The sequence below is a fragment of the Streptomyces sp. NPDC045287 genome, from assembly GCF_056432325.1.
Genome location: NZ_JBWKJG010000009.1, coordinates 165961 through 178846, shown reverse-complemented (window position 1 = coordinate 178846; position 12886 = coordinate 165961). Strand labels below are relative to the sequence as shown.

General features: G+C 74.1%; 11 protein-coding genes. 5 read left to right on the top strand and 6 right to left on the bottom strand.

The genetic code is table 11. The features are described from left to right. The first annotated feature begins 42 nt into the window (after positions 1 to 42). From AC07D6_RS17435 to mshC, 3 genes are all read left to right on the top strand, one after another. A complete protein-coding gene (locus tag AC07D6_RS17435) occupies positions 43 to 633 on the top strand; it encodes a DUF3090 domain-containing protein (protein WP_315881681.1) in 591 nt (196 codons plus the stop codon). Next, the gene (locus AC07D6_RS17430) at positions 597 to 1430 is read left to right on the top strand and encodes an SCO1664 family protein (RefSeq protein WP_315881680.1); all 834 of its coding nucleotides are present in this window, start codon (positions 597 to 599) and stop codon (positions 1428 to 1430) included. The genes AC07D6_RS17435 and AC07D6_RS17430 overlap by 37 nt, the downstream gene beginning before the upstream one ends. 110 nt (positions 1431 to 1540) lie before the next feature. Beyond that, entirely contained in the window at positions 1541 to 2770 is a 1230-nt protein-coding gene (gene mshC / locus AC07D6_RS17425; protein ID WP_315881679.1) for a cysteine--1-D-myo-inosityl 2-amino-2-deoxy-alpha-D-glucopyranoside ligase, read from the top strand. A gap of 402 nt (positions 2771 to 3172) precedes the next feature. Here the strand turns inward: mshC and AC07D6_RS17420 are convergent, their stop codons facing one another. Next, complete coding sequence (locus tag AC07D6_RS17420) at positions 3173 to 4357, bottom strand: PAC2 family protein (protein WP_479045176.1); 1185 nt, start codon at positions 4355 to 4357, stop codon at positions 3173 to 3175. A 256-nt stretch (positions 4358 to 4613) separates the two neighbouring features. Here AC07D6_RS17420 and AC07D6_RS17415 point away from each other — a divergent pair, with 256 nt between their 5' ends. Continuing rightward, positions 4614 to 5963, top strand: a complete 1350-nt coding sequence (locus tag AC07D6_RS17415) for an enolase C-terminal domain-like protein (RefSeq protein WP_315879143.1) — start codon at positions 4614 to 4616, stop codon at positions 5961 to 5963. Then, a complete protein-coding gene (locus AC07D6_RS17410) occupies positions 5956 to 6723 on the top strand; it encodes an SDR family NAD(P)-dependent oxidoreductase (RefSeq protein WP_315879144.1) in 768 nt (255 codons plus the stop codon). The genes AC07D6_RS17415 and AC07D6_RS17410 overlap by 8 nt, the downstream gene beginning before the upstream one ends. 31 nt (positions 6724 to 6754) lie before the next feature. Here the strand turns inward: AC07D6_RS17410 and AC07D6_RS17405 are convergent, their stop codons facing one another. The 5 genes from AC07D6_RS17405 to AC07D6_RS17385 all read right to left on the bottom strand — a co-directional run bounded on the left by AC07D6_RS17405 (position 6755) and on the right by AC07D6_RS17385 (position 12736). Beyond that, positions 6755 to 7426: a FadR/GntR family transcriptional regulator gene (locus AC07D6_RS17405; RefSeq protein ID WP_479045174.1), complete on the bottom strand. Its 672-nt coding sequence runs from the start codon at positions 7424 to 7426 to the stop codon at positions 6755 to 6757. A gap of 148 nt (positions 7427 to 7574) precedes the next feature. Then, entirely contained in the window at positions 7575 to 9185 is a 1611-nt protein-coding gene (locus tag AC07D6_RS17400; protein ID WP_315879146.1) for a glycerol-3-phosphate dehydrogenase/oxidase, read from the bottom strand. Between the two features lie 6 nt (positions 9186 to 9191). Then, positions 9192 to 10724 carry a glycerol kinase GlpK gene (gene glpK, locus AC07D6_RS17395; RefSeq protein ID WP_479045171.1) on the bottom strand — a complete coding sequence of 511 codons (1533 nt, stop codon included), beginning with the start codon at positions 10722 to 10724 and terminating at the stop codon, positions 9192 to 9194. 45 nt (positions 10725 to 10769) lie between these two features. After that, positions 10770 to 11528 (bottom strand): MIP/aquaporin family protein, encoded by a 759-nt coding sequence (locus AC07D6_RS17390; RefSeq protein WP_315879148.1) that lies wholly within the window; start codon positions 11526 to 11528, stop codon positions 10770 to 10772. A gap of 443 nt (positions 11529 to 11971) precedes the next feature. Continuing rightward, positions 11972 to 12736 carry an IclR family transcriptional regulator gene (locus AC07D6_RS17385; RefSeq protein WP_479045169.1) on the bottom strand — a complete coding sequence of 255 codons (765 nt, stop codon included), beginning with the start codon at positions 12734 to 12736 and terminating at the stop codon, positions 11972 to 11974. Between the last annotated feature and the right edge of the window lie 150 nt (positions 12737 to 12886).

The window sequence follows — 12886 nt, the reverse complement described above, 5'->3', positions numbered from 1 at the left end:
CGTTGCGTCCGACTCACGAACAAAGACCAAGGGAGAGGGAACGTGTCCCGTCAGGTGTTCCTCTATGACCCGCCGGAGCGCTTCGTGGCCGGTACGGTCGGGCTGCCTGGCCGCCGTACGTTCTTCCTCCAGGCGTCCGCCGGAGGCCGGGTCACCAGCGTCGCCCTGGAGAAGACCCAGGTCGCGGCGCTCGCCGAGCGCATGGACGAGCTCCTCGACGAGGTCGTGCGCCGCACCGGGGGCAACGCCCCCGTCCCGGCCGTCGCCCCCGCCGACGTCACCGACACCGCGCCGCTCGACACCCCCGTCGAGGAGGAGTTCCGCGTCGGCACCATGGCGCTCGCCTGGGACGGCGAGGAGCAGCGGCTCGTCGTCGAGGCGCAGGCGCTCGTGGAGCTCGACGCGGACTCCGAGGAGGACCTCGCCGAGGCGGAGGAGCGCCTCCTGCAGGACGAGGAGAACGGCCCCCCCATGCTCCGCGTCCGGCTCACCGGCGCCCAGGCGCGGGCCTTCGCCAAGCGCGCCCTCGACGTCGTCAACGCCGGCCGCCCGCCCTGCCCCCTGTGCAGTCTGCCGCTCGACCCGGAAGGACACGTATGTCCGCGCCAGAACGGATACCGCCGCGGGGCCTGACGGCCACCGCCGACGTCCTGGAACTGCTCGCCGAGGGCGAGCTGACCGTACGCGGCCAGATCCGCGAGGCGTCCAACGCGGTGCTGCTCTGCTCCGTCTCGCACGGGGGCGCCGAGACCGACTGCGTGTACAAGCCCGTCGCGGGCGAGCGGCCCCTGTGGGACTTCCCGGACGGGACGCTCGCGCAGCGGGAGGCCGCCGCGTACGCCGTCTCCGACACGACGGGCTGGGGCCTCGTCCCGCCGACCGTCCTGCGCGAGGGGCCGTACGGGCCGGGCATGGTCCAGCAGTGGATCGACGCCGACCCGTCGGCGCCGCCGCTGCTCTCCCTCGTGGACGGCGACGAGCCCGGCGACGGGTGGCGGCCGGTGGGCCGCGCCGACGTGGGCGGGGGCCGCACGGCGCTGCTCGTCCACGCCGACGACCCGCGGCTGCGGCGGCTCGCCGTGCTCGACGCGGTGATCAACAACGGGGACCGCAAGGGCGGCCACCTGCTCCCGGCCGCCGACGGCCGGCTCCACGCCATCGACCACGGCGTCACCTTCCACGCCGACGACAAGCTGCGGACGCTGTTCTGGGGGTGGGCGGGGGAGCCCCTGCCCGGGGAGGCGCTGGACGTCCTGGCCCGCCTCGACGCGGAGCTGGCGCCCGGCGCCCCGCTCGCCACCCGTCTGGAGCAGCTGATCACCCCGGCCGAGCTGGACGCCCTGCGGGCCCGCGTCGTGACCCTGCGCACCACTTCCCGCCACCCCGAACCGTCCGGCGCGTGGCCGCCCATCCCCTGGCCGCCGGTCTGACCCGGTGGGGGCCCCGCAGCACATCGCGGGGCCGCGCGCAAGAGCGCGCAACCGGTCATGATCTTGTATCCGGTTCGTATCCGGAACACCCGTCCGGTTAGGCTCGAAGCATGCATGCCTGGCCCGCTTCTGAGGTCCCCGCCCTGCCCGGCAAGGGCCGCGACCTCCGGATCCACGACACCGCGACCGGTGGACGAGTGACCCTCGACCCCGGCCCCGTCGCCCGTATCTACGTCTGCGGCATCACGCCGTACGACGCGACCCACATGGGTCACGCGGCGACCTACAACGCGTTCGACCTCGTTCAGCGCGTGTGGCTCGACACCAAGCGGCAGGTCCACTACGTGCAGAACGTGACCGACGTCGACGACCCCCTCCTGGAGCGGGCCGCCCGCGACGGCATCGACTGGACCGGGCTCGCCGAGCGCGAGACGTCCCTGTTCCGCGAGGACATGACGGCCCTGCGGATGCTGCCGCCGCGCCACTACATCGGCGCCGTCGAGGCGATACCCGGCATCGTCCCGCTCATCGAACGGCTGCGCGACCTGGGCGCCGCCTACGAGCTGGACGGCGACGTCTACTTCTCCGTCGAGTCCGACCGCCACTTCGGCGAGGTCTCCCACTACGACGCCGACGTCATGCGGGCCCTGTCCGCCGAGCGCGGCGGCGACCCCGACCGCCCCGGCAAGAAGAACCCGCTCGACCCGCTGCTGTGGCTGGCCGCCCGCGACGGCGAGCCCAGTTGGGACGGCGGTTCCCTCGGCCCCGGCCGCCCCGGCTGGCACATCGAGTGCGTCGCCATCGCCCTCGACCACCTGGGCATGGGCTTCGACGTCCAGGGCGGCGGCTCGGACCTGATCTTCCCGCACCACGAGATGGGCGCCTCCCACGCCCACGCGCTGACCGGCGAGTTCCCCTTCGCCAAGGCGTACGTGCACGCCGGGATGGTCGCCCTGCACGGCGAGAAGATGTCGAAGTCCAAGGGCAACCTGGTCTTCGTCTCCGCGCTGCGCCGCCAGGGCGTCGACCCGGCCGCGATCCGCCTCGCCCTGCTCGCCCACCACTACCGGGCCGACTGGGAGTGGACCGACCAGGTCCTCAGCGACGCCGTCGAGCGGCTCGGCCGCTGGCGCGCCGCCGTGTCCCGCCCCGACGGGCCCCGTGCGGACCAACTGGTCGAGGAGGTCCGCGAGGCGCTCGCCGACGACCTCGACACGCCGGCGGCGCTCGCCGCCGTCGACCGCTGGGTCGAGCTCCAGCGCGCCGGGGGCGGTACGGACGAGGGCGCGCCCGGCCTCGTCTCCCGCACCGTCGACGCCCTGATGGGCGTGGCGCTCTGACCCCTCCCGACCGGGCGTCGGCCGCCCCGGGGACGCCGCGTCCCCGGGGCGGCCGACGCGTCCCGCGCGGTGACGGCCTGCTGCCGCTCGGCAGGGACCCGTACCTCCTCCAGCGGGACCTCGACCGGACGGACGCGGTCCGCCTCGACGACGCGGGCACGCGGGGCACGCCCGTCGCCCGGATCGCCGGCCCGCGCCTCCGCGTCCCGGCGACGGCCGCCGCCCGGAGCGACCGGATCCCCCTGCCGAACGCCCGCTTCGACGGGGAGCCGACGCCGCGGACCGCGTAAGGCGTCGTCGCCGTGCGGCGGCTCCGAACCGGCGGCCGGGCGGACGGCGGCGGGCGTACGGCGGCGGGGCGGCACCGCCTGCCGGTGCCGCCCCGCCGTGAACCGCCGGGTCCTACTCCGCCGAGCCCTCGCGGCCACCGTTCCCGGGGCCCTCCCCGGAGCCGCTGTCCGAGCCGCCCTCGGAGCCGCCCTCGGAGCCGCCCTCGGAGCCGCCCTCAGAGGCGCTGTCGGAGCCGCCGTCCCGGCCGCCGTCCTGTCCGCCCCGGGCCTCGTCCGGCCGGTCGCCGGCTCCGCGCCTCGGGGGCTTCGGCGGGCGCGCGCGTCCGCCGGACGGGTCGCGCAGGTACGAGCCGTCGCCGCCCTCCGCGGGGTGGCCCGCCGCCCCGGGCAGCCCGGCCTGTCCGGCACCGGGGCCGCCCGCCGCGCCCGGTCCGGCCGCGGGGCCCGTGCCCGGGCCGCCGTCCCGCCGCCGCAGGTACCGCTCGAACTCGCGGGCGATGGCCTCGCCCGACGCCTCGGGCAGCTCGGCCGTGTCCCGCGCCTCCTCCAGCGTCTGCACGTACTCGGCCACCTCGCTGTCCTCGGAGGCGAGTTGGTCCACGCCGAGCTGCCAGGCGCGGGCGTCCTCGGCCAGTTCGCCGAGCGGGATGCGCAGGTCGATCAGGTCCTCCAGCCGGTTGAGCAGGGCCAGCGTGGCCTTGGGGTTGGGCGGCTGCGACACGTAGTGCGGCACCGCCGCCCACAGGCTGACCGCCGGGACACCCGCGTGCGTGCACGCCTCCTGGAGGATGCCGACGATGCCCGTCGGCCCCTCGTACCGGGTCTCCTCCAGCTCCATCCGCCGCGCCAGGTCCGGGTCGGACGTGACGCCGCTGACCGGGACCGGCCGCGTGTGCGGGGTGTCGCCGAGCAGCGCGCCGAGGATCACGACCATCTCCACGCCCAGCTCGTGGGCGAAGCCCAGCAGCTCGTTGCAGAACGAGCGCCAGCGCATCGACGGCTCTATGCCGCGGACCAGCACCAGATCGCGCGGCTTCTCGCCGCCGACGCGGACCACGGACAGCCGGGTGGTGGGCCAGGTGATCCTCCGCACCCCGCCGTCCAGCCACACCGTGGGCCGGTTGACCTGGAAGTCGTAGTAGTCCTCGGCGTCGAGCGCCGCGAACACCTCGCCCTTCCACTCCCGTTCCAGGTGCGCGACCGCGGTGGAGGCGGCGTCGCCGGCGTCGTTCCAGCCCTCGAACGCGGCCACCATGACCGGGTCGATCAGCTCGGGAACCCCCTCGAGCTCGATCACCCAGGCCTCCTTCCGAAGTTCCGTCCGTACGAACCAACCTTACGGCGTTCGGGACCCCTGCCCGCAGCCACTTGCACACGACCGGGTGCTGTGCCGGCCTCCCACGACTACCCCCGCCGTGACCTCGGAACACCCGGAATTCATCCGAGGTAAGGGACCTCGAACACGATGAAAGGGGTGGACGTCTCGACAGGGCGCCGCTATACATCGGATGACTGTTCAAAGATCCGATGTCACGAGGGTAGGTACCGCACGCATGGCACACACGGCGCACCCACCGGACACCGCGGACGCCCCGCCCACCGTCACCGCGGTCGAGGTCCACGACGTCCGCTTCCCCACCTCCGAGCACCTCGACGGCTCCGACGCCATGAACCCCGATCCCGACTACTCCGCCGCCTACGTCGTCCTGCGCACGGACCGCGGGCCGGACGGCCACGGCTTCGCGTTCACCATCGGCCGCGGCAACGACGTCACCGCCGCCGCCATCGCGGCGCTGCGCCCGTACGTGCTCGGCCGTCCCGCGCCCCGGACCGCCGCCGACCTCGCCGCCCTGCACCGGGACCTCACCCACGACTCGCAGCTTCGCTGGCTCGGCCCGGAGAAGGGCGTCGTCCACATGGCGGCCGGCGCCGTCGTCAACGCCGCCTGGGACCTGGCCGCGAGCGCCGCCGGGCTGCCCGTCTGGGAGTTCCTCTCCCGGATGAGCCCCGAGGAGCTGGTCTCCCTCGTCGACTTCCGCCACCTCACCGACGCCCTCACCCCCGACGAGGCCCTCGCCCTCCTCCGCGCCGCCGAACCCGGCCGTGCCGAACGCGCCGCCCGCCTCCGCGCCGAGGGCTACCCCGCCTACACGACCTCCCCCGGCTGGCTCGGCTACGACGACGCGACCCTCGTCCGCCTCGCCCGGCAGGCCGTCGAGGAGGGGTTCGGCCAGATCAAGCTGAAGGTCGGCGCCGACCCCGGCGACGACGTGCGCCGCCTGGCACTGGCCCGCGCCGCCGTCGGCCCCGGCATCCGCATCGCCCTCGACGCCAACCAGCGCTGGGACGTCCCCGAAGCGCTGCGGCGCCTCGCGGAACTCGCCCCGTACGACCCGTACTGGATCGAGGAGCCCACCAGCCCCGACGACGTCCTCGGCCACGCCGCCATCCGCGCCGGCCAGCCCGTCCCCGTCGCCACCGGCGAACACGGCGCCAACCGCGTCCTGTTCAAGCAGCTCCTCCAGGCCGGCGCCGTCGACTTCGTGCAGATCGACGCCGCCCGCGTCGCCGGGGTCAACGACAACGTCGCCATCCTGCTCCTCGCCGCCAAGTACGGGGTGCCCGTCTGCCCGCACGCCGGGGGAGTGGGGTTGTGCGAACTGGTCCAGCACCTCGCCATGTTCGACTACGTCGCCGTGTCCGGGACCCTGGAGGACCGGGTCGTCGAGTACGTCGACCACCTCCACGAGCACTTCACCGACCCGGTCACCGTCCGCGCCGGACGGTACGCCGCCCCCACCGCGCCCGGGTTCTCCGCCCGGATGCGCCCCGAGTCGCTCACCGCCCACCGCTACCCGGACGGACCGGTCTGGCAGGACAGGAAGGACACCCGCCGTGCGTGACCTCGACGGACTGAACGCGCTCGTCACCGGCGGCGCCTCCGGCATCGGAGCCGCCGTCGCCCGCGAACTCCTCACCCGCGGCGCCCGCGTCGCCGTCCTCGACCGGGACACCTCGGGCGCGCCCGGCGGGACGCTCGCCCTCACCGCCGACGTGACCTCCGACACCGGAGTGCGGGAGGCGGTCGCCGCCGCCGTCGCCGCGTTCGGGTCCCTGCACACCGTCGTCGGCAACGCCGGGATCGGCGCGGTCGGCACCGTCGAGGACCAGACGGACGAGGAGTGGCACCGCGTCCTCGACGTCAACCTCATGGGCCTCGTCCGCACCGCCCGGCACACCCTGCCCCACCTGCGGCGCGCCGCCGCCGAGCGGCCCGGCGCGGTGTCGGTGACCCACACATGCTCCGTCGCCGCCACCGCCGGACTGCCGCAGCGCGCCCTCTACTCGGCCTCCAAGGGCGCCGTGCTCTCCCTGACCCTCGCCATGGCCGCCGACCACGTCCGCGACGGGATCCGCGTCAACTGCGTCAACCCCGGCACCGCCGACACGCCCTGGGTCACCCGGCTCCTCGACCGCGCCCCCGACCCGGCCGCCGAACGCGCCGCCCTCGAAGCCCGCCAGCCGATGGGCCGGCTCGTCACGGCCGAGGAGGTCGCCGCCGCCGTCGCCTACCTGGCGAGCCCCGCCGCCGCGTCCGTCACCGGCACCGCGCTCGCCGTCGACGGCGGCATGCAGGGCCTGCGGCTGCGCCCGGCCACGTGACGCCGCGCCCGGCCACGTGACACCGGCGGGCTCAGAGCACCGCCCGCAGCCACTGCTCGACGCTCGCGATGTGCACCGTCGCCCACGACCGGGCCGCCTCGGCGTCCCGGTCCCGCAGCGCGGTCAGGATCGCCCGGTGCTCGTACAGCGTCCGGCCCACGGCGTCCTCCTGGGTGAGCCCGCGCCAGACCCGGGCCCGCGTCGTCGGCCCGGACAGGCCGTCCAGCAACGAGCACAGCACGGTGTTGCCCGACGCGCCCACGATCCGCCGGTGGAAGTCCAGGTCCGCGGCGACCAGGTCGTCCACGGACGGCTCGGCGCCCAGCGCGTCCAGCGCCGCCTCCAGCACGTCCAGGTCGGCCGCGCCGATCCGGTGCGCGGCCATCGCGGTCGCCGCGGGCTCCAGGATGCGGCGCACCGCCAGGAACTCCAACACCGTGTCGTCGCGGTGGAAGTCCACGACGAAGCTCAGCGCCTCCAGCAGCAGCCGCGGGTCCAGGCTCGTCACGTACGTGCCGTCGCCCTGCCGGACGTCGAGGACACGGATCAGCGACAGCGCGCGCACCGCCTCGCGCAGCGAGTTCCGGGACAGCCCCAGCTCCGCGGCGAGCTCGCTCTCCCTGGGCAGCCGGTCCCCGGGGCGCAGCGCGCCGGAGACGATCATTTCCTTGATCTTCTCGATCGCCTCGTCGGTCACGGCCATGGCGCGCCCCTCACTGCCTCTCAGACATCCGATGTGTGAGCTGTGCGAGCGTACAAGGGGGGCGGCTCGCGCAGGAGCCGCCCCCCTCGCCCGGCCGGACCCCTGCCGGTACGGACCCCCGCCGGGGGAGCCGGGGGCCCGGGGAGGGTCAGGGCCGCTCGGCCAGCATGGCCTCGACCCGGTCGCGGATCTCGTCCGTGACCAGGCCGCGGATCGTCAGCGTCGTACGGCGGCGCAGCACGTCGTCCGCCGTCTCGGCCCACTCGCGGTCGCGGGCGTAGGCGACCTGCGCCCAGATCTCCGGGGCGTCCGGGTGTATGCGCGCCGCCAGCGCCGGGTCCTCGTACGCCATGCGCGCGATGTCGAACGACAGCGAGCCGTAGTGCGTCGCCAGGTGGCGGGCGGTGTCGGCGGCCATGCGCGGGCCGGGCGTCCCCCCGTCGACGAGCAGCCGGTGCGCGACCGCGTTCGGGTTGGCGATGCCGGGCAGCGGGAGCTTCTTGGGCAGGCGGGCGATCGGCTCCATGTCGTCGGCGAGCGGCCGTCCGGGCAGCGCGGCCAGCTTGTTCATGACCGTGCGGCCGATGTGGCGGAACGTGGTCCACTTGCCGCCGGCGACCGAGAGCATGCCGCCCCGGCCCTCGGTGACGACCGTTTCGCGCTTCGCCTTCGACGTGTCGCCGGGGCCGCCGGGCAGCACCCGCAGACCGGCGAAGGCGTACGTGATCAAGGAGCGGTCCAACTGCCGGTCGCGGATGGAGAAGGCGGCCTCGTCCAGGATCTGGGCGATGTCCTTCTCCTCGACCGCGACGTCCCCCGGGTCGCCCTCGTACTCCTCGTCGGTGGTGCCCAGCAGCAGCATGTCCTCCCAGGGGAGGGCGAAGGTGATGCGGTACTTGTCGATCGGCGTGGCGAGCGCGGCCCGCCACGGCGAGGTCCGCTTCAGGACGAGGTGCGCGCCCTTCGACAGGCGGATGGACGGGGCCGCGTTCGGGTCCTCCATCCGGCGGAGGTGGTCGACCCACGGGCCGGTCGCGTTGAGCACGAGCCGGGCGTCGACGCCGAACTCGGTGCCGTCGAGTCGGTCGACCAGGTCGGCGCCGGTGACGCGGCCCCGGGTGAGCCGCAGGCCGGTGACGGCGGCGTGGTTGAGGACGGTGGCGCCCGCCTCGACGGCCGCGCGGACCGTCATGAGCGCCATCCGGGCGTCGTTCATCTGGTCGTCGCCGTAGACGGCGACGGCCTTCAGGCCGTCGGTGCGCAGCTCCGGCACGTCCTGCGCGGCCTTCGCCGGGCCGAGGAGGTGGCCGACGCCGTCGCCGAAGGCGGAGAGCGCCGAGTACGCGAAGACGCCCGCGCCGAGCTTCGCCGCGCCGTGCGGCCCGCCCCTGTACACCGGGAGGTAGAAGGTGAGCGGGTTCGCCAGGTGCGGGGCGACCTGCCGGGAGACCGCGCGGCGCTCGAAGTGGTTCTCCGCGACCAGCTTCACCGCGCCGGTCTGCAGGTAGCGCAGACCGCCGTGGAGCAGCTTGGAGGAGGCGGAGGAGGTGGCGCCGGCGAAGTCGCCGGCGTCCACCAGGGCCACCCGCAGCCCGGACTGGGCGGCGTGCCAGGCGGTGGAGATCCCGAGGATGCCGCCGCCGACGACCAGGAGGTCGTAGGTCGCCCTGGACAGCAGTTCCCGGGTCTCGGCGCGGCTCGGCAGGGTGCCGGCAGCCGGGTGCGTCCCGAGGGCGGGGACGCTCTGCAGGGTGGTCATGTCGCTCTACTCCTCGTCCTCGATCCAGCTCATGGTCCGCTCGACGGCCTTGAGCCAGTTCTTGTACTCGCGGTCGCGGGTCTCCGCGTCCATGCGGGGGGTCCACTCGGCGGCCCGCCGCCAGTTGGCCCGCAGCGCGTCGGTGTCGGGCCAGAAGCCGACGGCCAGGCCGGCGGCGTAGGCCGCGCCGAGGCAGGTCGTCTCGGCGACCATCGGGCGCACGACGGGCGCGTCCAGGACGTCCGAGAGGGTCTGCATCAGCAGGTTGTTGGAGGTCATGCCGCCGTCGACCTTCAGCGCGGACAGCTCGACGCCGGAGTCCTTGGTCATGGCGTCGGTGATCTCGCGGGTCTGCCACGCCGTGGCCTCCAGCACGGCGCGGGCGATGTGCGCCTTGGTGACGTACCGGGTCAGGCCGGCGATCACGCCGCGGGCGTCGGAGCGCCAGTACGGGGCGAACAGCCCGGAGAAGGCCGGCACGAAGTAGGCGCCGCCGTTGTCCTCGACGGACAGGGCCAGGGTCTCGATCTCGGCCGCGGTGCTGATGAGGCCCATCTGGTCGCGCATCCACTGGACGAGCGAGCCGGTGACGGCGATGGAGCCCTCCAGGGCGTAGACCGGCCTGTCGTCGCCGATCCGGTAGCCGACGGTGGTGAGCAGCCCGCTGTACGAGTTGATCACCTTGTCGCCGGTGTTCATCAGCATGAAGGTGCCGGTGCCGTACGTCGACTTGGCCTCGCCCTCCGCGAAGCAGGTCTGCCCGAACAGGGCCGCCTGCTGGTCGCCGAGCGCGGAGGCGACGGGGACGCCGTCCAGGACGCCGCCCTTGACGTGCCCGTACACCTCGGCGGAGGAGCGGATCTCCGGGAGGACCGCGGCGGGCACCTCCATGGAGTGCAGGATCCTGTCGTCCCACTCCATCGTGTGGAGGTTCATCAGCAGGGTGCGGGAGGCGTTGGTGACGTCGGTCACGTGCCGGCCGCCGTCGACGCCGCCGGTCAGGTTCCAGATGACCCAGGAGTCCATGGTGCCGAAGAGGATCTCGCCGCGCTCGGCGCGCTCGCGCAGGCCCTCGACGTGGTCGAGGAGCCAGCGGACCTTCGGGCCGGCGAAGTAGGAGGCCAGCGGGAGGCCGGTCTCGCGGCGGAAGCGGTCCTGGCCGACGTTCCGGCCGAGCTCCTTGCACAGCGCGTCGGTGCGGGTGTCCTGCCAGACGATCGCGTGGTGGACGGGCTCACCGGTGTTCTTGTCCCACAACAGCGTGGTCTCGCGTTGGTTGGTGATGCCGATGGCCTTGACGTCGGCGGCGGTGATGCCGGCCTTCTCGATGGCGCCGGCGACGACCTCCTGGACGTTGGTCCAGATCTCGGCGGCGTCGTGCTCGACCCAGCCGGGCTTCGGGAAGATCTGCCGGTGCTCCTTCTGGTCGACGGAGACGATGCGCCCGTCGCGGTCGAAGACGATGCAGCGGCTGGAGGTGGTGCCCTGGTCGATGGCGGCGATGAAGGGGCCGGTGCCGCGGGAGGCCGTGGCGGTCATGGGGTGTGCTCCTCGGAGTCGGTGGTCGGGTCGGGTCGGCTGGGCTCAGGCGAACGCGAGGGAGTAGACGCCCGCGGCCGCGGCGGCGCCGATCAGCGGGCCCACGACGGGGATCCAGGCGTAACCCCAGTCGGAGCCGCCCTTGTTGGGCAGGGGCAGCAGGGCGTGCACGATGCGGGGACCGAGGTCGCGCGCCGGGTTGATGGCGTAACCGGTCGGGCCGCCGAGCGACAGGCCGATGCCGACGACGACGAGGGCGACGATCAGGCCGCCGAGGGCGTTCAGGCCCTTGCCGCCCTCGTTGAGGCCCTGGGTGAGGACGGCCAGGACGAGCACGAGGGTGCCGAGGACCTCCGTGGCGAGGTTCTGCCAGACGTTGCGGATCTCGGGGCCGGTGGAGAAGACGCCGAGCACCGGGCCGGGGCCTTCGACGGCGGGCTTCGAGGCGGTCTCCGGGTCGGTCAGGTGGGCCTGGAACTGGCCGTAGTAGGCCACCCACACGAGCGCGGCGCCGATCATGGCGCCGAGGAGCTGGCCGGCGAAGTAGAAGGGGACGTCGCCCCACTCCCCGTCCTTGAGGGCGATGCCGACGGTCACCGCCGGGTTCAGGTGGGCGCCGGAGAGGGAACCGGTCATGTAGACGGCGGTCATGACCGCGAAGCCCCACCCGAGGGTGATGGCGAGCCAGCCGGTGTTCTGCGCCTTCGAGCGTTTGAGCACGTCGGCGGCGACGACGCCCCCGCCGAGGAGGATGAGCACGGCGGTACCGATGGTCTCGCCGATGAAGATGTCGGAGCTGGACACCCGCGACTCCTTTGTCCTTCGTCCAGGGGAAAGGCGAACCCCGGGTCCCTCCGGTGGTCCGTGCCCTCGGGGTGAGGGCGGTGCCGGCCTCCTGGCGTTGCCACACTCTAGCGTGTATTTCCGGTAGGTGTTCGACAATGCCGACCGATGGACGGCAGTTTTGTCCCCGGGTCGAGGGCACGTCAAGGCTTCGCGCCTCGGAAACCCGATCGTTACCGGGCTCGTGGCGTACGGCCGCCACGTCCGGCCGCCACGACCAGCCGCCACGTCCGGGCGGCGCGGGCCGGTGGGGCGGGGCGGAGGGCAGGGCGCCCCGGGAGGGCGGACGCGAGGCCGCGGAGGGGCCCGGGGTGCCGGCGCGGCCGGGCGTCGGGCGGCCCGGGCGCGGGAGCGGCGGGGCGGAGGAGTGGAGGCGGGGATGGCGGAGCGCGGGGGCGCCGGGGTCAGAAGCGCCCGGCGCCCAGATCGCGCGAGACGGCGCGCGCGCACGCGCGCACGGCGGTGACCAGCTCCGGGCGCAGCTCGCCCCGGTCGCAGATCCGCTCGACGGCCCCGGTGATGGCCACGGCCCCCACCGGCATCCGCCGCCGGTCGTGGATGGGCGCCGCCACCGACGCGACGCCCTCCCAGGTCTCCTCCACGTCCGCGGCCCAGCCGCGCGCCCGCGTCAGGTCCAGCAGCTCCTCGAAGTCGTCCAGCGCCGTGACCGTGCGGGCCGTGAACGCCTTGCGCTCCACCTCCACGGCCTCGCTGTGCGCCACCGGGTCGTACGCCGACAGCACCTTCCCCAGCGCCGTGGAGTGCAGCGGCTGCATCGCGCCCACCTCCAGCACCTGGCGGCTGTCGTCCGGCCGGAAGACGTGGTGGATGACCAGCACCCCGTGCTGGTGGAGGACGCCCAGGTGCACGCTCTCGCCGCTCGACCTGGCCAGGTCGTCCGTCCACACGAGCGCCCGCGCCCGCAGCTCGTGCACGTCCAGGTAGCTGTTGCCGAGCCGCAGCAGCTCCGCTCCGAGCTGGTACCGGCCGGACGCCGCGTCCTGTTCGACGAACCCCTCCGCCTGCAGCGTGCGCAGGATGCCGTGGGCCGTCCCCTTGGCCAGGCCGAGCGACGAGGCGATGTCGGAGAGACCCAGCCGGCGCTCTCCGCCCGCGAGCAACCGCAGCATCGCCGCCGCCCGCTCAAGCGACTGGATGTTCTTCGCCATCCCCGGCCTGCTCCTTCACTCCACGGTTCGACAATGCTGAACAGTATCGGTCGTTGCCGACCTCCGGCCACACGACGAGACGGTGTACGCGCCACCTGGCCGGTCTTCGACCCCGCCAAGCATGCCGTCCGTCACATGGGACGGCGTGTC